This is a genomic window from Streptomyces sp. TP-A0874 (assembly GCF_001748085.1).
Classification (GTDB): Bacteria; Actinomycetota; Actinomycetes; order Streptomycetales; family Streptomycetaceae; genus Streptomyces.
In genome coordinates this window covers 1-21,368 of sequence record NZ_BBZK01000005.1, presented here as the reverse complement: position 1 = coordinate 21,368, position 21,368 = coordinate 1, and the positions used below count along the sequence as shown (strand labels likewise).

Genomic DNA, 21,368 nt, shown 5'->3' with positions numbered 1-21,368 from the left:
GGCTGCGGCACGGGGATCGGTCCGATCAGCCGCGCAACTTGTAGCCGAAGCCGCGGACGGTCTCGATCCGCTCCTGGCCGATCTTGGCGCGCAGCCGCTGCACATGGACGTCCACGACCCGGGTGTCGCCGTCCCAGTCGTACTCCCAGACCCGCTCCAGCAGCCGGTCGCGGGAGAAGACGGAGCCCGGGGCGGCGGAGAACTCCAGCAGCAGCCGCATCTCGGTCGGGGTGAGCGCTACGGGCTCCCCGCCGCGGCGGACCTCCATGCCCTCGGTGTCGACCTCCAGGTCGCCGAAGCGGAGCGGGCCGGGTCCCTCGCCGGCGGGTCGGCCGCCGCCCGGACCCGAGGCGTGCCCGAAGCGCCGGAGCACGGCGCGGATGCGCGCGACCAGTACGGCCCCGTCGAAGGGCTTGGTGACGTAGTCGTCGGCGCCCGCCTCCAGCCCGAGCACCACGTCGATGGAGTCGGCGCGCGCGGAGAGCATGATCACCGGCACCGTGGACTCGTCCCGGATCCTGCGGCAGAGACTGACTCCGTCCAGCCCGGGCAGCATCACGTCCAGCAGCGCGATGTCCGGCCGGTCGGCGCGGAACCGCTCCAGACCGGTCAACCCGTCCGGCGCCGCGGTGACCAGGAAGCCGTCCCGCTCGAGCGCCAACTGGGTCGCCTCACGGATCACGTCGTCGTCCTCGACGAAGAGCACATGGGTCTCGGCCATCTCCCCTGCCTCAGGCTGCCGGTGCCCGGCTCGGGAGGTGGTGCCTCCACCGCGTCCCGAGCGGCTCCGGGGTGTCTCGTCCGGGCCTTCGGGCCCCTAGTCCCCCTTGCTGCGCACCGCCTTCGTGCGGGCGACCTGCGCGAACCTGTCATGTTGCCAGGTGTAGGTGGTGACCTCCTCGCCGGAGGGGCAGCACACCTCGTCCCCGGAGGCGTAGAGCGGCTTGGTGACCTGGAGCTCGCCGTTCGTGATCTTGGCGTAGACCGGCGAGTCCTCGTTGGCGAAGACGCCCTCGTAGCCGGGGCCCCGCACCCGGTACACGTACGAACCGAGGCCGAGGGCCTCTCCACAGGTGGTGATGTTGATGACGACGTCGGGGCCGGCCCCGCCGGTGACCCTGCCGTAGCTGACGTCGATCGGGTAGTCGGCCTCCGGCTCCTTCGACGGGCAGGGCCGCAGCCGCTCCCGGACCTCCAGGCTGACCCGCGGGTCCCTCTTGACGATCTCCGCGGCGTCCTTCTTGCTGAGCGCCCGGGAGGGGTCCGTCGGTGAGGGGGCGGCGACCGGTTCGTTCTCCGCCGGGCCCTCCTCGCGTACGCCCTGGCTCCCCTGACCGCAGCCGCCCAGCAGCAGGATCGCGGTGGCGACCCCCACCGCGCCCACCGGGCGCGGCCTGTGGCGGACCGCGGGGCGCCGGGCAGCGGGTGTCAGGCCGTGCACCGATTCCGCCCCCGATCCTCGCCTTCGTGCTCCCGCACGGCCATCTCCCGGCTCTCCAGCTCCTTGCGGAGCCGGGCCAGGGCGCGGTGGAGGGTGCTCTTGACGGTGCCCACCGACATACCGAGGGCCGTTGCCGTCTCCGCCGTGCTCATCTGCTCCCAGTGTCGCAGGACGACGACGCTCCGCTGCTTGGGGGTGAGCATCTGCAGCAGGTCGATGAGGAGCGCCCGGTCGGCGCGCTGCTCCGCCCCGTCGTCCACCGCGGAGACGTCCGGCAGCTGCTCGGTGGGGATCTCCTCCAGCTTCCGGGCCCGCCACCACTCGGTCCGAGTGTTGATCATCACCCGGCGGAGGTAGGCGTCGGCGAGTGACTTGTCGGCGATCCCCTCCCAGCGGCCGTAGGTGCGGACCAGAGCCGTCTGCACCAGGTCCTGGGCGTCCAGGGGGTCGCGGACCAGTCGGCGGGCGCTGCGCAGCAACGCGTCCTGCCGGGTCCGCACGTACTCCTCGAAGCCCAGTGCCTCGCTGCTCGCCGCCATGGTGGACCGCCTCCGTTCCCCGATTCCTGACCGCTGGCCGCCGGTTGGCTCGGCTCACCGGGACGAAACTAGGGAGGGGCTGTAACAGTGCCGGGTGGGTTAGGCCGTCGGGAGCCGCACGACTCTCCGACAGTTGTGTAACGGCGCTGGACAAAAGGGGCGAAGCGGCGGAGTGGTCCCGGTCCTCGACGACCGCCTGGCCCGGGGCTCACCGGGCCAGGCGGTCGGCCTGTGGCCGCTCAGCCCACCGGCAGCCGGAACCGGCCGTCGGGCAGCGGTTCCACCAGGCCGTCCGAGACCAGGCCGTCCAACGCCCGGGCCCGCTGCAGGGGCTCGTGCCAGACCGCGTCCAGGGCCTGCTGCGGCACCGGTCCGGTCGCCTCCCGCAGGACCGCGAGCAGCTTGCCGCGGACCTGCCGGTCGGTGCCGACATACGTCTGCCCCCGGCGGGGCGGACCCTGGTGCGCGGGGGAGCCCGCCAGCCGCCAGGCGCAGCGGGCGGCGATCGGGCACCGCCCGCACTCCGGGCTCCGGGCGGTGCACACCAGAGCGCCCAGCTCCATCGTGGAGGCGGCCCAGCGGGCGGCGGTCGGCTCGTCCGCGGGCAGCAGCCCCCGGGCGAGGTGGCGCTCGGCCGCGGTGGTCGCGGTGGGCGGGTACTGGGTGCCCGTCACGGCGCGGGCGAAGACCCGGCGCACGTTGGTGTCGAGCACCGGGTGCCGCTGGCCGTAGGCGAAGGAGGCCACGGCCGCGGCGGTGTACTCGCCGACTCCTGGCAGCGCCAGCAGCTTCGCGTGGTCGCGCGGCACATCGCCGCCGTGTCGCTCCGCTATCGCGACGGCGGCTCCGTGCAGTCGGAGCGCGCGCCTGGGGTAGCCGAGCCGGCCCCAGGCGCGGACCGCCTCGCCCGGGGATTCGGCGGCCAGGTCCGCGGGGCGCGGCCAGCGGGACAGCCACTGCTCGTAGACGGGGAGCACCCGGGCTACCGGGGTCTGCTGGAGCATGAACTCGCTGACCATCACCCCCCAGGCTCCGGCTTCGGGGCGGCGCCAGGGCAGGTCGCGGGCGTGCTCGTCGAACCAGTCGATGACAAGGGCGTGGAGGGCGGCGGTGGCATTCATGGCACCCCGATCCTGACACGCGGCGGGCGCACCGGGCGCCCCGCGCGCCGGTGCCGGGGCCAGTTGCCCCGCCGAACCGACCGGGTCGGCGCAGTGTGGACGCCCCCGGCGATCCACCGGGCCCGGGGCGACAGCCGGCGGGGCCGCTGGCCAACTGCCCCGGGTCGCCGTCCAGTCGGGGGCCGCTCGGTGTCCGCCGGCTGCCTCGGGCGGAGAAGGCACCGCCGAGTCCCGTCTCATTTATGGGTCCGTATGTTGAAATGTTGGCTGGCCACGGCTCACCGAGCCCTTATGCTCGTACTCATGTTTGACGCCGCCCACCTGCTGGAACTCGCGCTCTTCGCGAATTCGGCGTGGTGCGTCGACGACGGTCTCTGTCGTCGCTGACCGGAGCCCGGCCGACCCGCGGTGACTCCCCCCGCGCGGCGCCGCCGGTAGCTCGCGCCGCCTGCCCGCCCCGCCCAGGGGCTTCCCACCCCACTCATCGCGATCACGGCTGTTCGCATCGCCGTGCCCGCGTCCGCCCCCCGGAGATCCCGTGACCACCGCAGTACGCCAAGACCAGCCAGGACCCACCGGCCTGCTGGCGCCTGCTCCGACCAGCGCCCCACCGCCGAAGTCCCCGCCCGTGCCGCCGGTACGCCGGATTCCGCTCCTGCTGTCCGGGCTTCTCGCCCTGGCCCTGACCGGCTACGTGTGTTCGGCGCACGGCGCCGCGACCGGAGTGCTCCTGCTGCTCGGCCTCGGGCTCGGGCTGGCGCTGTTCCACTCCCGCTTCGGCTTCACCTCGGCCTGGCGGCAGCTGGTCGCCGTCGGCAACGGCACCGGGCTGCGCGCCCACACGCTGCTGCTGGGCACCACCGCCACACTGTTCGCACTCCTGATCGGGACCGGCGCCGGACTCTTCGGGACCGTCCCCGGGCCGTCCGCCGGCCGACTAGGGGTCGGGCTGCTGCTCGGCTCCTTCCTCTTCGCCATCGGCATGCAACTCGGCGGGGCCTGCGCCTCGGGCACGCTCTTCGCGGTCGGCTCCGGGCAGACCTCGATCGTGCTCACCCTGGGCGGCTTCATCGCCGGGGCGACGCTGGCCGCCTGGCAGTTCGACCTCTGGAAGGACCTGCCCGCGCTGGAGCCGGTGCTCCTCGCCGACCACCTCGGATGGTTCGGCTCCTGGGGCGTGACGATCGCCGCCCTGGCGGCGATCGCCTGGGTCAGCCACCGGGTCCAGGCCCGCCGGAACCCGCCGCCGATCGGCGCGGTTCCCTCGGCGCGGGGCGCTGCCCGGGTGCTGCGCGGCTCCTGGCCGCTGGCGGTGGGCGCCCTGGCGCTGGCCCTGCTGGGAGCCGGGGTGCTGCTGGTCTCCGGCGGTGCCTGGGGTGTCACCAGCGCCTTCAGCCTGTGGGGCTCGGAGCTGGTCGGGGCGTTGGGCGGCGACCCGGCGAGCTGGACCTGGTGGCAGCAGCCGGGCAACGCGGAGATGTTGGCCGGCCCGGTGCTGGCCGACAAGACCACCCTCACCGACCTGGGCATCATGATCGGCGCGGCGGTGGCGGCGGCGGCCGGCGGCACCTGGACGCTGCACCGGGGCGTGCCGTGGCGCACCGCGAGCGCGGCCGTGCTGGGCGGGCTGCTGATGGGGATCGGCGCCCGGCTGGCCGGCGGCTGCAATATCGGCGCCTACCTCGCGGGCATCGCCTCGGGCAGCCTGCACGGCTGGATCTGGGGCGCCTGCGCACTCGTCGGCACCTGGGCCGGACTGCGGCTGCGGCCGGCCTTCGGCCTGGCGAACCCCAAGCCCGGCGACGGCGTCTGCTGACGGTTTCTCGCCCCCGCCGCCGGAGCAACAGCCCTTCCCCGTACGGAGACTGAGCCGGCGGAGAGAGGAAAAACCGTCTCCGGTGGCGGGTAGTCGCCTCGGCCGCCCGGATCTCTCGTAAGGTTTCAGCGTGGGATCTCTGCGCAATCCGGTCGGGCCGCTTCCCTCCTCCATCTACTGGCGGCGGAGAGCCGTCGTGTTGGCCATCCTCGCCGCCCTGACGATGCTGGTCGTCTGGGCGGTCACGTCCGGTGGCGGCGCGGGCGGCGGCGGCGACACGGACAAGAACGCCCACTCGGACGGCAAGGGCGGCGGTCCGGCCCCCTCGATCGGACCGGGGCCCTCCTCCTCCGGCCCCGCGATCAGTGAACGCCCCGGCGGGCGCGACGAATCCGAGGACGAGGACGAGGACGACGACGCCGGGGCCGACGGCGGCGGAGCGGGATCCCGGACGGGCGGCGGTGACGGCGGCCCGGCCGGTGCCGCGGGCGGCGGTGACTCCCCGGGCGGCGGAGGCGGGGCCCAGCCCGGCGCCGCACTGCCGAACTGTACGGCCGGATCGGTGCAGTTGAAGCTGCGGGTCACCAAGGACAGCTACCGCCCCGGTGAGAAACCGGAGTTCGAGCTGGTCGCCGAGAACTCCGCGGGGCACGACTGCAAGGTGGACTTCGGCACCGCGAAGGCGGTCATCACCATCGGCGAAGCCGGTGGCGGCGAGCCGATCTGGACCTCGAGCGACTGCTCCGTGGACGGCGCCCAGTTCCTGCTCCAGGTGCCCGCGCAGGGGCAGAGCAAGCAGGCGGTCGAGTGGAACCGCCGGCCGAGCGCGCCGGAGTGCGCCACCCCGGCTCCGGCTCCGGTGGGCAAGGGCACCTACCGGGTCGAGGTGAAGGTCGCCGGCTTCCCGACGGTCCGGAAGTCCTTCGCACTGGAGGGCGACTGAGCTGAAGGGCCCGGGTGCCCCGGCCCGGGCGCCCGGCTTCGCCGATGGGTCGCCGGCCCGTCAGAACCTCGGCCCGTCAGGCGGTGTCCGTCAGACGTAGCGCTCCAGGATCGAGGACTCGGCCAGCCGCGACAGCCCCTCGCGCACCGAGCGGGCCCGGGCCTCGCCCACCCCGTCGACCCGCTGGAGGTCGTCGACGCTGGCGGCGAGCAGCTTCTGCAGGCCCCCGAAGTGCTCCACCAACCGCTCGATGATGGTGTTCGGCAGCCTCGGCACCTTGGCCAGCAGCCGGTAACCGCGCGGCGAGACCGCGGAGTCCAAAGTCTCCGGGGCGCCGCTGTAGCCCAGCGCCCGGGCGACGGTGGACAGTTCGAGCAACTCGGTGTGGGAGAGGGCGTCCAACTCCGCCAGTGCCTCGCCGACCGTGCGGGGCCGCTTCGCAGTCGGCGGCGGCACGTAGTCCCGGGCCACCAGTTCCCGCTCCGGTTCCACCCCCGCGATCAACTCGTCGAGTTGAAGCGAGAGCAACCGACCGTCGGTGCCGAGTTCGACGACGTACTCGGCGATCTCGGTGGCGATCCGGCGCACCATCTCCAGGCGCTGGGCGACCGCCGTCACGTCCCGGACCGTCACCAGGTCCTCGATCTCCAGGGCGGACAGCGTGCCGGCCACCTCGTCCAGCCGCAGCTTGTAGCGCTCCAGGGTGGCGAGGGCCTGGTTGGCCCGGGACAGGATCGCCGCGGAGTCCTCCAACACCCGGCGCTGTCCACCGACGTAGAGCGCGATCAGCCGCATCGACTGGCTGACCGACACCACCGGATAGCCGGCCTGGATGGAGACCCGTTGCGCGGTGCGGTGCCGGGTGCCGGTCTCCTCGGTCGGGATGGAGGCGTCCGGCACCAACTGCACACCGGCGCGCACGATCTTGGTGATGTCCTTGTCGAGGATCAGCGCGCCGTCCAGCTTGCACAGCTCACGCAGCCGGGTGGCGCTGAACTCCACGTCCAGGACGAAACCCCCCGTGCACATCGACTCGACCGTCTTGTCCATCCCGAGGACGATGAGGCCACCGGTGTTGCCGCGGAGGATGCGCTCCAGGCCGTCGCGTAGGGCGGTGCCCGGCGCGACCGCACTGAGGGTGGCGCGCATCAGGCGGCCCTCCGTACCGGAGCTCCCGCCCGACTTGCCGGGAGCCGTTGCCCGGTCGTTGGCTGCCACTGCACTCCTCCGGTCGCAGGGTTTCGAGGCCCGAGGTGCGTACGTACGGGCGAGACCAGGGCAAAGTCTACCGGCGCTCCCACCGCTTGTGTGGTGCGTCCTAGCCGGCAGTGCTCCGGCGGCCCCGAACCGCCTGGCCGCTCGGCCCGCCCACCGGGCCCCGGCTCAGCCCTCCCCTCCTGACAGCGGCGAGGCGTTCTCCCGCTTTCCGGGCGGCTGTTCGCGGTCCGCCGGCCCGCTCCGCTCGCGGCGCGGCCGGCGCGGCAGCACCCGCAGCGCTTCGCCTACGTCGGCCACCTCTGTGACTTTCATCCCAGCGGGGATCCGTCCCGGATCGGTCGGCACCAGGGCGTGGGTGAAGCCGAGCCGCGCCGCCTCGGCCAGCCGGCGCTGCACCCCGGTGATCCGCCGGACCTCGCCGGCCAGCCCGACCTCCCCCATCGCCACCAGGTTCTTGGGCAGCGGGGTGTCGCTCGCCGCGCTCGCCAGCGCGAGGGCGACGGCGAGGTCGGCGGCCGGCTCGGAGAGCTTCACCCCGCCCACCGTCGCGCTGTAGATGTCCCGCTTGCCGAGTTGGGAGATCTTTCCCCGCTGCTCAAGGACGGCGAGCATCATCGACACCCGGGAGGTCTCCAGCCCCGAGGTGGTCCGCCGGGGGGAGGGGATCTGCGAGTCGACGGTGAGCGCCTGCACCTCGGCGACCAGTGGCCGGCGCCCCTCCAGGGTGACCGTGAGGCAGGTGCCGGGCACCGGCTCCGAACGACGGGTGAGGAAGAGGCCCGAGGGGTCGGCGAGACCGGTGATCCCCTCGTCGTGCAGTTCGAAGCAGCCGACCTCGTCGGTGGCTCCGTAGCGGTTCTTGACGCCGCGGACCAGCCGCAGCCGGGCGTGCCGGTCGCCTTCGAAGTGCAGTACGACGTCGACCAGGTGCTCCAGCAGCCGCGGCCCGGCGATCGCGCCCTCCTTGGTGACGTGGCCGACCAGGATCGTGGACATCCCGCGCTCCTTCGAGGCCCGGATGAGCGCCCCCGCCACCTCCCGCACCTGCGCCATCCCGCCGGGTGCGCCGTCGATCTCCGGCGAGGCCACCGTCTGCACCGAGTCCAGCACGAGCAGCGACGGCTTGACCGAGTCGAGGTGGCCCAGCACGGCCGAGAGGTCGGTCTCGGCCGCCAGGTAGAGGTGGTCGGCCAGGGCGCCGATACGGTCCGCGCGGAGGCGGACCTGGCCGGCCGACTCCTCTCCGGTGACGTAGAGGGTCCGCTGGTCGTCACTGGCCGCCTTGGCGGCGACGTCCAGGAGCAGCGTGGACTTGCCGACGCCGGGCTCGCCGGCCAGCAGCACGACGGCGCCGGGCACCAGCCCGCCGCCCAGCACGCGGTCCAGTTCCGCGACCCCGGAACTCCGCGCGGTCGCCAGCGCCCCGTCCACCTGCCCGATCGGCAGCGCCGCCGCGGTAACCCGGCCCGGAGCGGTGGTGCGCACCGCAGGAGCGCCGCCGAACTCCTCGACCGTGCCCCAGGCGTGGCACTCCGGGCAGCGGCCCAGCCACTTGACGACCGAGTAGCCGCACTCGGTGCACCGATAGGAGGGGCGGTCCTTGGCCGAAGAACGCGATGTACGGGACGCCATGGGATCACCGTAGCGGTGGGGTGCGACACCCGGCGTGCCGGTGGGCGGGGGGAGAGCGCGCGGTGGAGGCGGCCGCGGCGCGGGCCGGTGGCCGAGGGCGGCAGTTTTCCCGTTCGCACCGACTTCCGTCGGAGTTCGACGGAATGCTCACCCGTAAGGCTTAAAAACCCACTGGGGCGGGCGTGAAACGCCATCATCCGCCTACCGTCGCCGGGTGATGAGCAGTAGGCGCGAGCACCCCAGGCACAGAACCGGCGCGCATCGGGCGCCGCGCCACGCACGGCGTCCGATGCGCAGCACCCTCCCGGCCGCGGCCGACCCGGCCCCCGAGGACTCCGGACGCTCAGCGGCCTGCTACGAGCCCTATCTCGACGGCCTGTTCACCTACTGCCTCTCGGTGCTCTGCGAGCACGACGCCGCCACCGCCGCCCTCGGCGAAGTGATCGCGATCGCCGAACGCCGGCACGCCCACTGGCCGCCCGAGCAGCACCGGTGCTGGCTCTACGCGCTCGCCCGGTGGGTCTGCCGCCGCCGGCTCGCCGATCGCGGGCAGCCCGGCGCGCCGCCGCCCGCCCCCGTCGTCGCCGAGCGGCGCCGGCGTGAACTCGCCCTGCTGGCCTGGCCGGAGGCGGCCGGCACCACCCCGCGCCAGCGGGAGGCGCTGGAGCTCGCCATCCGCCACCAACTCTCCCCGGGCGAGGTGGCTCCCGTACTCGGCCTGGAGCCCGACGAGGCGCGGGCCCTGCTCGCCAGCGCCGCCTGCGAGGTGGAGCGGACCAGGGTGGCGCTGGTGGTGGTGGAGCGCGGCAACTGCCCGGTCCCGGTCCGGTTGGCCGGCGACCCTCACCGGCTGCTCGGCCCGTCGCTCCGCCGCGAGTTGGTCCGACACATCGACGACTGCGCCGAGTGCCGTCCCACCGCCGAGCGTGCGACCGCCGGCGGACCCTGGCCGGGCAACGCCTCGGCCTCCGGGGCGCTGCCGCTGCTGGAGGCGCCGCGGGCGGCGACCAACACGGCGATGGCCCACGCCTCGCGCTTCCGGTCGCGCGGCGGACCGCACTACGACCGCCGTGGCTTCCCCCTGGACCCGGAGGACCGTGCGGCCCGCCGCCGACTGCTCCGGAACCGGGCGCTGACCACGACCCTGGTGGCCACCGTCGTGGCGGCCCCGGTGCTGGCGTTGTGGGCCTCCTACCGCGGCGTGCCGGTCGGCGAGAGCCGGCACTCCGAGCCGACCGCCGCCAAGCAGGAGAGCGCGGAACCCTACGAGCGCACCGGGGGGCAGGGGCCGGACGAGAGCCGCCCGGCGGCGGAGGGCCGGGGTCCGGACGATGGCCGTCCGGCCGTGGAGCGGAAGGCCGCCGGGGATACCCCGACCCGGACCCCCGCTGGGGCCGGAGGGCTGACCGTGCGGGTCCGGCCGGCCGCCGGGAGCACCCTGGTGACGCTCACCGCCTCCGGTCAGGCGCCGGTCCGCTGGTCCGCGCGGTCCGAGGCGGGCTGGCTGCGGCTGAACCGGACGGCGGGGGTGCTGGAGCCCGGGGAGACCGCGCACCTGACGGTCTCGGTCGACCGGGACCGCGAGCCCCGAGGCCATTGGACGGGAAGGGTCCGGATCGCCCCGTCCGGCTCCGTGGTCACCATCGAGGGCCGGGGCGCCCCCCAGCGACCCGGCCCCGGAGAGCCCCGGCCGTCTCCGAGCTCGTCGCCCCCGGAACCGGTGCCGACCACCTCGCCGACCCCTGCCCCGAGCAGCCCCGCGCCCTCGGCCGGCGACTCCGACGCACCCACCCGGCGGCGGCGCTGAGGGCCTACCCCGGCACCCTCGGCGGTTCCCTCCGCCCTGTACTGCCCCTGGCGGCTCCGGGTGTGAGGAGTCGGCGTACAGGAAATCCCGGTGAGATTGATCCAGGTCGCCCAGCGGCAGGGCGAAGGAAAAGAGTATTGGCCCGATACGCGGTGCTTTCTTATTTTTTCCGATCGCCCCTCACCGCGATGGCGATCCACTCCATCTCCAGACTCGGTTCGATTCTGAACCGAGTCTGGTTATGCTCTCCGTATGGCAGGGCTTCGGGAGCGCAAGAAGGCACAGACGAAGCAGCGGATCACCGCTGTGGCATTGCAGTTGTTCGCCGAGCGAGGCTTCGATGCCGTGACGGTCAGTGAAATCGCCGAGGCCGCAGAAGTCGCCAAGGCCACCCTCTTCACGTACTTCCCCAGCAAGGAGTCGCTCGCGCTGCAGGGCGTGGGACAGGAGAACCTGGCCGAGATCGTCGCCCGGCGGCCGGCGGGGCTCTCCCCGCTCAAAGCGCTGCAAGCCCACTACGAGGCCTTCGCGGACGGGCAGATGGCAGCGATGGACCGGGACGAAGTGCTCGCCCAGATGCGCGTGATCTTCGACAGTCCCGCGCTCAGCGGAGCCGCGAACGCCCTGCTCTACCAGCAGCGCCGGGCGCTCGCCGACGTACTGGCGGAGGAGTACGGGAAGACGGCGGCCGTACTGGTGGCGGCTCAAATCGCTGCGACCGCGCTTACCCTCCGGGAGTCCTTCTTCCACCTCCTGGCCGACGGCGCGTCACCACCGGAGGCGGTCCGCGCCCTGGCCAAGGACACCGAGCTCGCCTTCGCCCTGCTGGAGCACGGCGTGCATCACCTGAAGGGGCAGTGACATGCGTGCACGGGGCATCAACTACGACACCGGGTTCCTCCCCGGACAGGACCTCTCTCGCAAGACCTTCACCCACGAAACGGTCCGGCGCGACATGGCTGTGATATCCGACGAACTGCACTGCGATGCCGTACGCGTCTCCGGCCGTGATCCCGAACGGCTGAGCATCGCCGCCCACTGCGCGGCGGCCGTCGGCCTCGAGGTGTGGTTCGCCCCGTTCCCTGTCGACCTTCCCGCCGAACGGCTGCTGTCGTTCTTCGCTGAGTGTGCCCGCCGGGCCGAAGCCGTACGACGGAGCGGTGCCGAAGTGGTGTTCGTCGCGGGCTGTGAGATGAGCGCGTTCTGCGGTGGCTTCATCCCGGGCGACACCTACGGCGACCGTCTGCGGACCATGGCTGAGGCGGACATGGAGTGGTGGTACGGCCTTGGAGCGGTGCAGGAACGTCTCAACGTCTTCCTCGCGCAAGCCGCCGAGACGGTGCGTGCCCGCTTCGGCGGGCGCATCACGTACGCCTCGGCTCCCTGGGAGTTCGTCGACTGGCGTCCGTTCGACCTCGTCGGCATCGATGCCTACCGCGCCGCGTACAACGCCGACACCTTCCGGTCCGAACTGCGGGGACACCTCGCACACGGCAAGCCTGTTGCGGTGACCGAGTACGGAACCTGCGCCTACCGGGGCGCGGGCGAGCGCGGCGGCTCGGCCTGGCAGGTGCCACACGACGCGGTGCCCGACGAGGACGAGCAGGTCCGCTACCTCACCGAGCTGCTGGACGCTTTCGAAGGGGAAGGGGTAGATACCGCACTCTGGTTCACCTTCGTCAGTTACAGCAGGCCCGGAGACGCGGATCTCGGCTCCTACGGCGTGGTCCGCATGCTCGACGAGACCCGTTGGGAACCGAAGAAGGTGTTTCACACGATGGCCGCCAGGCACCGACGCGACTGAAGGCAGGACACCCGCCGCCGACTGCGCCAACGGCCCGTGCGAGGCGACCCCGTCCAAGAACCCCGGACCACCGTCTTCTGACGTGGTCCGGGTCATGAGTGACCTCCCGGCCCCGTCCCGACTCGGACGGCGCACACTCAGCCCGGGTCCGCCGGATGCGGGGCGAGCGGGAGGAGCGAGGCCAGCCGGGCCTCGCAGAGTTCGACCAGCCGGTCGTAGGCCGCCTTCCCCATCAACTCGGTGAGCTCCGCCCGGTAGGACACGTACACCGGCTCACCGGCGCCGTGCGCCGACCTCGCCGAGGTGCACCACCAGTGCAGGTCGTGGCCGCCCGGCCCCCAGCCGCGCCGGTCGTACTCGCCGATCGACACCACCAGGACCCTGCTCTCGTCGGGACGGTCCACCCAGTCGTAGGTCCGCCGGATCGGCAACTGCCAGCAGACGTCCGGTTTGGTCTCCAGCGGCTCCCGGCCCTCCCGCAGCGCCAGGACATGCAGCGCGCAGCCGTGTCCGCCGGCGAAACCGGGCCGGTTGTGGAAGATGCAGGCGCCGCCCACCCGGCGCGTCTTCCGCTCGCCCTCCTCGTCGAGCTCCACCCACCCAGCGGAGCCGGTGCCCTGCCCGTGCCGCTCCCAGGTCTCGGGGGTGAGCCGGGCCACGTACTCCGCGACCCGCCGCTCGTCGTCCTCGTCGCTGAAGTGCGCGCCCAGCGTGCAGCAGCCGTCGCTGGCCCGGCCGCGCTGGATGCCCTGGCAGCCCTGGCCGAAGACGCACGACCAGCGCGAGGTGAGCCAGGTCAGATCGCACCGGAAGACCTGCTCCTCGTCGCCCGGGTCAGGGAACTCCACCCAGGCGCGGGCGAAGTCCAGATCCTGTTCGTCCGGCTCCGCGGCATCGTTCTCCGACCGCCGGTGCTCCACTGATCTCAGTGCTTTATCCAGTTTCGCCTTTTTCGTCTTGGCCACGCCCCCCAGCGTAACGATGGCCGCGCCCGTTATCGCGTACCGAGTCGCAGGGCGGCTACGCCCACCTGTCGGCTCACCCGCCCGGTAGCGTCCGGGCCATGAGACTCGGAGTCCTCGACGTGGGGTCGAACACCGTCCACCTCCTGATGGTGGACGCCTACCCCGGCGCCCCGCCGCTCCCCGCGCACTCGCACAAGACGGAACTCCGGCTGGCCGAACACCTCCGGGGGGACGGGACGATCGGTCCGGAAGGCGTCGACCGGCTGGTCGCGGCGGTCACCGAGGCCGTCCGGGAGGCCGAGGAGCACGGCGTCGAAGAACTGCTCGCGCTGGTCACCTCGGCCGTCCGGGAGGCCCCCAACGCCGACGAGGTGCTCGCCCGCACCCAGGCCGCCACCGGGGTCCGGCCCAGGGTGCTGAGCGGCGGGGAGGAGGCGCAGCTCACCTTCCTCGCCGCCCGCCGCTGGTTCGGCTGGTCGGCGGGGCGGCTGCTCCTCCTCGACATCGGCGGAGGTTCCCTGGAGATCGCCCACGGAGCAGACGAGGAGCCGGACAAGGTGGTGTCGCTGCCGCTGGGGGCGGGCCGCCTCACGGGCTCCCGGCTGACCGGTGATCCGCCCGACCCGGCCGACGTCCGGGCGGTGCGCCGCCTGGTCCGGGTGGAGATCGGCCGCACGGTGGGGGAGTTCGCCCGGTTCGGCCGCCCCGACCTGGCCGTCGCGGCCTCCCGGACCTTCCGGCAGCTCGCCAGGATCACCGGAGCCGCCCGCGCCTCGGAGGGGATCCACGTACCGCGGAGCCTGCACCGCAGGGCGCTCGCCCCGTGGGTGCCCCGGCTGGCCGGGATGTCCGCCCGGCAGCGCGCCGCCCTCCCGGGGGTGTCCCGGGCGCGGGCCCGGCAACTGCCGGCCGGTGCCCTGGTGGCCGAGGCGGCGATGGACCTGTTCGGTGTCGACGAGGTGGAGATCTGCCCCTGGGCGCTGCGGGAGGGCGCGATCCTCCGCCGTATGGAGCAGCTCTCCGCCGTCTGACGCCGCTGTGATCCTCCTCTCCTCCGGTCGGCCGCCGCGGAGGGCCGCGTTCGCCGTCCGGGCGGCAAGGCAGCACCGCACGCGGCCGGTCCCGCACCACCGGGGCCCGGAGCCGGCCCGCGGCCCCCCGGTGTCCGCAGGCGACACGCCGTAGGCTGTTCGGCGTGGCTCAACCAGTAGTGCGTACCCCGCGGGCGAAGGTCGCGCTGTCCACGGCCTCGGTCTATCCGGAGTCGACAGCGACGGCCTTCGAGATCGCGGCACGACTGGGATACGACGGTGTGGAGGTCATGGTCTGGACCGATCCGGTCAGCCAGGACGTCCAAGCCCTGCGCCGCCTCTCCGACTACCACGGTGTGCCGGTACTCGCCGTGCACGCGCCCTGCCTGCTGATCACCCAGCGGGTGTGGTCGACCGACCCCTGGACGAAGCTCCGACGGGCCCGGGCCGCGGCCGAGCGGCTCGGCGCCTCCACCGTCGTGGTCCACCCGCCCTTCCGCTGGCAGCGCGGCTACGCCCGGGAGTTCGTCCAGGGGATCTGGCGGATGGGCGAGGAGACCGACATCCGCTTCGCGGTGGAGAACATGTTCCCCTGGCGCTACCGGGAGCGCGAGATGCTCGCCTACGCACCGGACTGGGACGTCAGCCAGGAGGACTACCGGCACTTCACCCTCGACCTGTCCCACACCTCCACCGCGCGGAACGACGCACTGGAGATGGCCGGACGGATGGGCGACCGGCTGGCCCATGTGCACCTCGCGGACGGCAACGGCTCCGCCAAGGACGAGCACCTGGTGCCCGGGCGGGGTTCGCAGCCCTGTGCCGAACTGCTGGAGCAGCTGGCGGGCCGCGGTTTCGACGGACACGTGGTGGTCGAGGTGAACACCCGGCGCGCGATGTCCTCGGCCGAGCGCGAGGCCGACCTGGCCGAGGCGCTCGCCTTCACCCGGCGGCACCTGGGGGCGGCGAGGACCCCTCGCCCGTGAGCGCCGCCGAGCCGGGGACCGACCGGGGAGCGTCCCGGACGGACCGGCCCATCGCGAGCGACGCGGCCGAGGCGGAGGGGGCCCCGAGGCGGCGGCGCGGCCGTCCCGCGCGCGCCCTCGGGCGGGAGGGCCCGGGAGCCCGGGAGCGGATCCTGCTCGCGGCCCGGGAGGAGTTCGCGGCCCGGGGCTACGACAAGACCTCCGTCCGCGGCATCGGCAGGACGGCCAGGGTCGACCCGGCCCTCGTCCACCACTACTTCGGCAGCAAGGAGCAGGTGTTCGCGGCGGCCATCGAGCTCTCCTTCGAGCCCGCCGCGCAGGTGGCCGACCTGGTCTCGCAGAGTCCCGAGCACGCCGGCGAACGGCTGGCGCGGCTTTTCCTGGGCGTCTGGGAGAACCCGGCGACCAAGGCGCCGCTGCTGGCCGTGCTCCGCTCCGCGGTGACCCACGAGGCGGCGGCCGCGGTGCTCCGCGAGGTCGTCCTCCGCACGGTCCTGGAACGGGTGGCGACCAACCTCGACGTGCCGAACCCGAAGCTCCGCGCGGAGCTGGCCGGGGCCCAGATGGTCGGGATCGCGATGCTCCGCTACGTCATCGAGGTCGAACCGCTCGCCACCGCCGATGCGTCCGAGATCGTCGAGCTGGTGGCCCCGAACCTACAGCGCTACCTGACCGGCCCCTGAGCACCCACCCTGAGCCACCTGGCCTCGGCCGGCCGCTGTGCGGCCGGGAGATGGCCGGCGCGACGGGGGGAGAGAACAGGCCCGGCACGCGCGGGCCGCGGAAAGCCGTCCCGCCATCCGGACGAACCGTCCGGATCGTGGCCACGACGCGTTAGGCTCGTAGGAAACCCGGCGCGACCCCCGAGCCACCGACCGGCGCCCGCCGAAGCGGCGCGGGCGGGTCGAGCGGGAAGCCCGGAGCCCCGAGATCCCCAAGGGAGTGACCCCCGTGCCAGAGCTGAGGTCCCGCACCGTCACCCACGGCCGCAACATGGCGGGCGCCCGAGCCCTGATGCAGGCCTCCGGTGTGGCCCGGGAGGACTTCGGGAAGCCGATCATCGCGGTGGCCAACAGCTTCACCGAGTTCGTGCCGGGCCACACCCACCTCCAGCCCGTCGGCCGGATCGTCAGCGAGGCGATCCACGCGGCGGGCGGCATCGCCCGCGAGTTCAACACCATCGCGGTCGACGACGGCATCGCCATGGGCCACGCCGGGATGCTCTACTCGCTGCCCTCCCGCGACCTGATCGCGGACTCGGTCGAGTACATGACCGAGGCGCACTGCGCGGACGCGCTGATCTGCATCTCCAACTGCGACAAGATCACCCCCGGCATGCTGATGGCCGCGATGCGGCTGAACATCCCGACCGTCTTCGTCTCCGGCGGCCCCATGGAGTCCGGCCGAGCAACCCTCGTCGACGGCACGGTCCGCAAGCTGGACCTGATCACCGCGATCTCCGAGGCGGTCAACGACGACGTCTCCGACGAGGACATCGCGCTCATCGAGGACAACGCCTGTCCGACGTGCGGCTCCTGCTCGGGCATGTTCACCGCCAACTCCATGAACTGCCTGACCGAGGCCATCGGCCTCGCCCTGCCGGGCAACGGCTCGGTCCTGGCCACCCACACCGCCCGCCGGGCGCTCTACGAGAACGCCGGGCGCACCGTCGTGGAGATCACCAAGCGCTACTACGAGCAGGACGACGCGACCGTGCTGCCGCGGAGCGTCGCCTCCCGCGCCGCCTTCGAGAACGCCATGGCGCTCGACATCGCCATGGGCGGCTCGACCAACACGATCCTGCACCTGCTCGCCGCCGCCCAGGAGGCCGAGCTCGCCTTCGAGATGAAGGACATCGACGCGCTCTCCCGCCGGCTGCCCTGCCTGGCCAAGGTGGCGCCGAACGTCGCCCCCGGCGGCGTGTACTACATGGAGGACGTCCACCGGGCGGGCGGCATCCCCGCCATCCTCGGAGAGCTGTACCGGGGCGGACTCCTCAACGAGGACGTGCACACCGTGCACAGCTCCTCCCTCGCCGACTGGCTGAAGCAGTGGGACATCCGCGGCGGCTCGCCCTCGGCCGAAGCCGTGGAACTCTTCCACGCGGCCCCCGGCTGCAAGCGGTCCGCGACCGCCTTCTCCCAGTCCGAACGCTGGGAGACCCTGGACACCGACGCGGCCGGCGGCTGCATCCGCGACGTCGAGCACGCGTACTCCACCGAGGGCGGCCTTGCGGTGCTGTACGGCAACATCGCCGAGAACGGCTCCGTGGTGAAGACCGCCGGGGTCGACGAGTCCATCTGGACCTTCGAGGGCCCCGCCGTGGTCTGCGAGTCCCAGGAAGAGGCCGTCGACAAGATCCTGAAGAAGCAGGTCAAGGAGGGCGACGTCGTCGTCATCCGCTACGAGGGCCCCAAGGGAGGCCCCGGCATGCAGGAGATGCTCTACCCGACCTCCTTCCTCAAGGGCCGGGGACTCGGCAAGGCCTGCGCGCTGATCACCGACGGCCGCTTCTCCGGCGGCACCTCGGGCCTGTCCATCGGCCACGTCTCCCCGGAGGCCGCGGCCGGCGGGGCGATCGCACTCGTCGAGGACGGCGATCTGATCCGGCTGGACATCCCGGGCCGGGCCATCGAGCTCAAGGTGAGCGAAGCGGAACTGGCCGCCCGCCGGGAGGCCCTCGGCGGCCGGTACGCACCGAAGGACCGGGACCGCAAGGTCTCCCAGGCGCTGCGCGCGTACGCGGCCATGGCCACCAGCGCGGACCGGGGAGCGGTGCGCGACGTCTCCCGGATCGACGGGGGCGACGACTCCCGGAACGGCTGACGACCGGCGTTAATCGAGGCAGCCGATAATCGAGGCATGAGCGCTGCGCAGAACGAAGCCCCCCGCCCCGAACCACTCCGCTTCTTCGGAACGACCTGGGTGGACCGGGGCGGCGGGTACACCGCCCGCCGGGTCGGCCTCGCGGTCGGCTCCCTGGCGGCCACCGCGGCCGGCGCCGTCGCTCTCTTCCTCGGCTACCAGGGGCTCAGCGTCGCAGCCGTCGGCGACCTCATCAGCCTGCTGATCATCCTGACCTTCTCCGCCTGCAGCTTCCTGGCCTTCATCACCACCTGGCAGGGCTTCACCCGCCGCCGTGGCACCGATCCCTCCGTCGAACGCTCGCTGCAGAGCATCCGGCTGGTGGGCTTCGTCGGCATCTTCTTCGCCTGGTTCCTCCGCAGCCTGGTCGAAGCGCCGGGAGAGCGGCTGCACCGCGCCGACTACCAGCGCGAGTCCCGGCTCCACGAACGCCGCCGGGTGGCCCGGAGCGGCAACCCCGCCACCAGGAACAGCCGGGCCCGGGCCCGGAGAGGCTGACCGAGGGCCGTCCGCCCCAGCGGCGCGGCGGCGGCCCCCCGCGAATCCACCGCATCAACCGGTTGACGCCCGGGCCGCCGCGGCTCCATTATTCATCACATGATGAATTCCGAGGTGCCGGCCGTCCGAGCCCGCGCCCTCACCGTCAGCCGCGGCGGGCGCACCGTCCTGGACGGCCTGGACTTCGACATCCCCCGAGGCCAGGTCACCGGTCTTCTCGGCCCCAGCGGCTGCGGAAAGTCCACCCTGATGCGGGCGGTCGTCGGTACCCAGGCCCGAGTCGGCGGCCTCCTCGAGGTGTTCGGCCGCCCCGCGGGCTCCGCCGCGCTCCGCTCGGCCGTCGGCTACGTCACCCAGACGCCCTCGGTGTACGCGGACCTCACCGCCCGGCAGAACCTCGACTACTACCTGGCCGTCCTCGACCCGCGGCTCTCCCGCGGCGACCGCGGGCGGCAGGTCGACCGGGCTCTGGGCGAGGTCGATCTCACCGACCGCGCCGACAGCCTGGTCGGCCGGCTCTCCGGCGGCCAGCGGTCGCGGGTCTCGCTCGCGGTGGCGCTCCTCGGCACCCCCGAACTACTGGTCCTCGACGAACCCACGGTCGGCCTGGATCCGGTGCTCCGCCGGGACCTCTGGGACCTCTTCCACCGGCTGGCCGACGAGCGCGGCACCACCCTGCTCGTCTCCTCCCACGTCATGGACGAGGCGGAGCGGTGCGAACGGCTCCTGCTGATGCGCGCCGGCCGGATCCTGGCCGACGGCGCACCGGCCGCGCTGCGCGAACGGACCGGCGCGGAGAGCGTCGAGGAGGCCTTCCTCCGGCTGGTCGAGACCGCGAGAGCCCAGAGCGGCACCGCCTCTCCACCCGCCGGACGGAAGACTGCCGACGACCCGACGACCGCGGTGGAAGACCGGAAGAGCACAGCAGAGGAAGAGGGCACCCGATGAACCTCTCCCGCACCGTCTCCACCGCCCGGCGCGTCCTGCGGCAGCTCGGCCACGACCGGCGCACCGTCGCACTGCTCCTGGTCGTCCCCTGCGTGCTCCTCGCCCTGCTGCACTGGGTCTTCGACGCCGACCCCGCGTCCTTCGACCGGACCGGCGCGGCCCTGCTCGGCATCTTCCCCATGGTCACGATGTTCCTGGTCACCTCCATCGCGACACTGCGCGAGCGCACCGGCGGAACCCTGGAGCGCCTGCTGTCGATGCCGATGGGCAAGGCCGACCTGATCCTCGGCTACGCCCTCGCCTTCGGCCTGCTGGCCGTCGTGCAGGCGGCCGCCGCCACCGGGCTCGCCATCTGGGGGCTCGACCTGACCGTCGCCGGCTCTCCCTGGCTGCTGCTCTTGGTCGCCCTGCTGGACGCGCTGCTCGGCACGGCTCTCGGGCTGTTCGTCTCGGCCTTCGCCGCCTCGGAGTTCCAGGCCGTGCAGTTCATGCCCGCCGTGCTCTTCCCCCAACTGCTGCTCTGCGGCCTCTTCGCACCACGGGCGAGCATGCAGCCGGTCCTCGAAGCGGTGTCGGACGTCCTCCCCCTCTCCTACGCGGTCGACGCGATGGGCGAGGTGGTGCGGAACACCACGGTCACCGGGGACTTCGTGCGTGACGCCGCCGTCGTGGCGGGCAGCGCGCTGCTGGTGCTCGTACTGGGGGCGGCGACACTCCGGCGGCGAACGGCCTGAGGCAGCGCTCGGCGGCGGAACACCCGGGTACGGGCGGCACCCGTGCCCCGCGGGGTGGGAGAATGGAGCGCGAAACCGCCGCAGGCAAGGGACGTAATGAGCGAGACCAAGACCCAGACAGTCGCCGTGCTGGGAGCAGGCAAGATCGGCGAGGCCCTCCTCAGTGGCATGATCCGGGCCGGCCGGCCCCGCGAACGCCTGCTGGTCACCGCTCGCCGCCCCGAGCGCGCCGCGGAGCTCCGGGAGCGCCACGGGGTGGAGGCGGTCGGCAACGCCGAAGCCGCCAAGCGGGCCGACACGCTGATCCTGACCGTGAAGCCGCAGGACATGGGGAAGCTGCTTGAGGAGCTCGCCCCGCACGTCCCCTCGGACCGGCTCGTCATCAGTGGCGCCGCGGGCGTGCCGACGACCTTCTTCGAGGAGCGACTGGCCCCCTACACACCGGTCGTGCGGGTCATGACGAACACCCCCGCCCTGGTCGACCAGGCCATGTCGGTGATCTCCGCGGGCAGCCACGCGAGCGAGGAGCACCTCCGGCACACCGAGGAGATCCTCAACGGCGTCGGCAAGACGCTGCGCGTCCCCGAGAGCCAGCAGGACGCCGCCACCGCGCTCTCCGGCTCCGGGCCGGCGTACTTCTACTTCCTCGTGGAGGCGATGACCGACGCGGGGATCCTGCTCGGCCTCCCGCGCGACAAGGCCCACGACCTCATCGTCCAGGCGGCGGTCGGTGCGGCCGCGATGCTCCGGGACAGCGGGGAGCACCCGGTGCGGCTCCGAGAGGCGGTGACCTCTCCGGCCGGCACCACCATCAACGCCATCCGGGAACTGGAGAACCACGGGGTACGGGCGGCCCTGATCGCGGCCCTGGAAGCCGCCCGGGACCGCAGCAGGGAACTGGCCTCCGGTCAGGGGTGACGTGGCCGGACGGAACGGCGTCCGGGCTGGCGGCGGCGGGTTTTGAGTACCGCTGACCAGTGGTGTAGTGTTCTTCGGGTTGCCAGGGGCCGGTTGGTTTCC

20 protein-coding genes are annotated in these 21,368 nt (G+C 73.0%); 13 read left to right on the top strand and 7 right to left on the bottom strand.

Annotation, left to right across the window (positions count from 1 at the left end; genetic code table 11):
• Window positions 1-25 precede the first annotated feature (25 nt).
• The 4 genes from cseB to BGP73_RS07730 all read right to left on the bottom strand — a co-directional run bounded on the left by cseB (window position 26) and on the right by BGP73_RS07730 (window position 3,101).
• Window positions 26-721, bottom strand: a complete 696-nt coding sequence (cseB, locus tag BGP73_RS07745) for a two-component system response regulator CseB (protein ID WP_069813093.1) — start codon at window positions 719-721, stop codon at window positions 26-28.
• Window positions 722-817: 96 nt separating this feature from the next.
• Window positions 818-1,375: a hypothetical protein gene (locus BGP73_RS07740; RefSeq protein WP_107474004.1), complete on the bottom strand. Its 558-nt coding sequence runs from the start codon at window positions 1,373-1,375 to the stop codon at window positions 818-820.
• Window positions 1,376-1,428: 53 nt separating this feature from the next.
• A complete protein-coding gene (locus BGP73_RS07735) occupies window positions 1,429-1,980 on the bottom strand; it encodes a SigE family RNA polymerase sigma factor (protein ID WP_069813091.1) in 552 nt (183 codons plus the stop codon).
• Window positions 1,981-2,219: 239 nt separating this feature from the next.
• A complete protein-coding gene (locus BGP73_RS07730) occupies window positions 2,220-3,101 on the bottom strand; it encodes an A/G-specific adenine glycosylase (protein WP_069813088.1) in 882 nt (293 codons plus the stop codon).
• Window positions 3,102-3,639: 538 nt separating this feature from the next.
• Here BGP73_RS07730 and BGP73_RS07725 point away from each other — a divergent pair.
• Together BGP73_RS07725 and BGP73_RS22545 are read left to right on the top strand one after the other, a co-directional pair.
• Entirely contained in the window at window positions 3,640-4,917 is a 1,278-nt protein-coding gene (locus tag BGP73_RS07725; RefSeq protein ID WP_069813087.1) for a YeeE/YedE family protein, read from the top strand.
• 130 nt (window positions 4,918-5,047) lie between these two features.
• Window positions 5,048-5,860 carry a hypothetical protein gene (locus BGP73_RS22545; RefSeq protein ID WP_069813084.1) on the top strand — a complete coding sequence of 271 codons (813 nt, stop codon included), beginning with the start codon at window positions 5,048-5,050 and terminating at the stop codon, window positions 5,858-5,860.
• A gap of 90 nt (window positions 5,861-5,950) precedes the next feature.
• Here BGP73_RS22545 and disA read toward each other — a convergent pair whose 3' ends face one another.
• Window positions 5,951-7,078 carry a DNA integrity scanning diadenylate cyclase DisA gene (gene disA / locus BGP73_RS07715; RefSeq protein WP_079127320.1) on the bottom strand — a complete coding sequence of 376 codons (1,128 nt, stop codon included), beginning with the start codon at window positions 7,076-7,078 and terminating at the stop codon, window positions 5,951-5,953.
• 165 nt (window positions 7,079-7,243) lie between these two features.
• Window positions 7,244-8,710 carry a DNA repair protein RadA gene (gene radA / locus BGP73_RS07710; RefSeq protein WP_069813080.1) on the bottom strand — a complete coding sequence of 489 codons (1,467 nt, stop codon included), beginning with the start codon at window positions 8,708-8,710 and terminating at the stop codon, window positions 7,244-7,246.
• Between the two features lie 289 nt (window positions 8,711-8,999).
• Between radA and BGP73_RS07705 the strand changes: the two genes are divergently transcribed.
• The 3 genes from BGP73_RS07705 to BGP73_RS07695 all read left to right on the top strand — a co-directional run bounded on the left by BGP73_RS07705 (window position 9,000) and on the right by BGP73_RS07695 (window position 12,321).
• The gene (locus tag BGP73_RS07705) at window positions 9,000-10,517 is read left to right on the top strand and encodes a BACON domain-containing protein (protein WP_244501129.1); all 1,518 of its coding nucleotides are present in this window, start codon (window positions 9,000-9,002) and stop codon (window positions 10,515-10,517) included.
• A 252-nt stretch (window positions 10,518-10,769) separates the two neighbouring features.
• Window positions 10,770-11,378 (top strand): TetR family transcriptional regulator, encoded by a 609-nt coding sequence (locus tag BGP73_RS07700; RefSeq protein WP_069813076.1) that lies wholly within the window; start codon window positions 10,770-10,772, stop codon window positions 11,376-11,378.
• Window position 11,379: 1 nt separating this feature from the next.
• Window positions 11,380-12,321: a hypothetical protein gene (locus tag BGP73_RS07695; protein ID WP_069813075.1), complete on the top strand. Its 942-nt coding sequence runs from the start codon at window positions 11,380-11,382 to the stop codon at window positions 12,319-12,321.
• 137 nt (window positions 12,322-12,458) lie between these two features.
• On the opposite strand, the gene BGP73_RS07690 is transcribed toward BGP73_RS07695, so the two are convergent.
• The gene (locus BGP73_RS07690) at window positions 12,459-13,286 is read right to left on the bottom strand and encodes a hypothetical protein (RefSeq protein ID WP_170837785.1); all 828 of its coding nucleotides are present in this window, start codon (window positions 13,284-13,286) and stop codon (window positions 12,459-12,461) included.
• 98 nt (window positions 13,287-13,384) lie between these two features.
• Here BGP73_RS07690 and BGP73_RS07685 point away from each other — a divergent pair, with 98 nt between their 5' ends.
• The 8 genes from BGP73_RS07685 to proC all read left to right on the top strand — a co-directional run bounded on the left by BGP73_RS07685 (window position 13,385) and on the right by proC (window position 21,266).
• Entirely contained in the window at window positions 13,385-14,317 is a 933-nt protein-coding gene (locus tag BGP73_RS07685) for a Ppx/GppA phosphatase family protein (RefSeq protein WP_069813072.1), read from the top strand.
• Window positions 14,318-14,481: 164 nt separating this feature from the next.
• The gene (locus tag BGP73_RS07680) at window positions 14,482-15,303 is read left to right on the top strand and encodes a sugar phosphate isomerase/epimerase family protein (protein ID WP_079127319.1); all 822 of its coding nucleotides are present in this window, start codon (window positions 14,482-14,484) and stop codon (window positions 15,301-15,303) included.
• A gap of 50 nt (window positions 15,304-15,353) precedes the next feature.
• Window positions 15,354-15,986, top strand: coding sequence for a TetR/AcrR family transcriptional regulator (locus tag BGP73_RS07675; protein WP_069813942.1), 633 nt, complete (start codon window positions 15,354-15,356; stop codon window positions 15,984-15,986).
• Between the two features lie 268 nt (window positions 15,987-16,254).
• Window positions 16,255-18,129, top strand: coding sequence for a dihydroxy-acid dehydratase (gene ilvD, locus BGP73_RS07670; protein ID WP_069813068.1), 1,875 nt, complete (start codon window positions 16,255-16,257; stop codon window positions 18,127-18,129).
• Between the two features lie 36 nt (window positions 18,130-18,165).
• Window positions 18,166-18,666, top strand: a complete 501-nt coding sequence (locus tag BGP73_RS07665; RefSeq protein ID WP_069813066.1) for a hypothetical protein — start codon at window positions 18,166-18,168, stop codon at window positions 18,664-18,666.
• Window positions 18,667-18,765: 99 nt separating this feature from the next.
• Window positions 18,766-19,614: an ABC transporter ATP-binding protein gene (locus BGP73_RS07660; protein WP_069813064.1), complete on the top strand. Its 849-nt coding sequence runs from the start codon at window positions 18,766-18,768 to the stop codon at window positions 19,612-19,614.
• On the top strand, window positions 19,611-20,348 hold the full coding sequence (locus BGP73_RS07655) for an ABC transporter permease (protein WP_069813063.1): 738 nt from the start codon (window positions 19,611-19,613) through the stop codon (window positions 20,346-20,348). The genes BGP73_RS07660 and BGP73_RS07655 overlap by 4 nt, the downstream gene beginning before the upstream one ends.
• A gap of 96 nt (window positions 20,349-20,444) precedes the next feature.
• On the top strand, window positions 20,445-21,266 hold the full coding sequence (gene proC, locus BGP73_RS07650) for a pyrroline-5-carboxylate reductase (RefSeq protein WP_069813062.1): 822 nt from the start codon (window positions 20,445-20,447) through the stop codon (window positions 21,264-21,266).
• Window positions 21,267-21,368: the final 102 nt, after the last annotated feature.

Coding starts and splice junctions, on each gene's coding strand:
- BGP73_RS07660 (WP_069813064.1), top strand. CDS start 18,766: ATGATGAATTCCGAGGTGCCGGCCGTCCGAGCCCGCGCCCTCACCGTC.
- BGP73_RS07665 (WP_069813066.1), top strand. CDS start 18,166: ATGAGCGCTGCGCAGAACGAAGCCCCCCGCCCCGAACCACTCCGCTTC.
- BGP73_RS07655 (WP_069813063.1), top strand. CDS start 19,611: ATGAACCTCTCCCGCACCGTCTCCACCGCCCGGCGCGTCCTGCGGCAG.
- radA (WP_069813080.1), bottom strand. CDS start 8,710: ATGGCGTCCCGTACATCGCGTTCTTCGGCCAAGGACCGCCCCTCCTAT.
- BGP73_RS07705 (WP_244501129.1), top strand. CDS start 9,000: ATGCGCAGCACCCTCCCGGCCGCGGCCGACCCGGCCCCCGAGGACTCC.
- BGP73_RS07730 (WP_069813088.1), bottom strand. CDS start 3,101: ATGAATGCCACCGCCGCCCTCCACGCCCTTGTCATCGACTGGTTCGAC.
- cseB (WP_069813093.1), bottom strand. CDS start 721: ATGGCCGAGACCCATGTGCTCTTCGTCGAGGACGACGACGTGATCCGT.
- BGP73_RS07700 (WP_069813076.1), top strand. CDS start 10,770: ATGGCAGGGCTTCGGGAGCGCAAGAAGGCACAGACGAAGCAGCGGATC.
- BGP73_RS07695 (WP_069813075.1), top strand. CDS start 11,380: ATGCGTGCACGGGGCATCAACTACGACACCGGGTTCCTCCCCGGACAG.
- BGP73_RS07685 (WP_069813072.1), top strand. CDS start 13,385: ATGAGACTCGGAGTCCTCGACGTGGGGTCGAACACCGTCCACCTCCTG.
- proC (WP_069813062.1), top strand. CDS start 20,445: ATGAGCGAGACCAAGACCCAGACAGTCGCCGTGCTGGGAGCAGGCAAG.
- BGP73_RS07735 (WP_069813091.1), bottom strand. CDS start 1,980: ATGGCGGCGAGCAGCGAGGCACTGGGCTTCGAGGAGTACGTGCGGACC.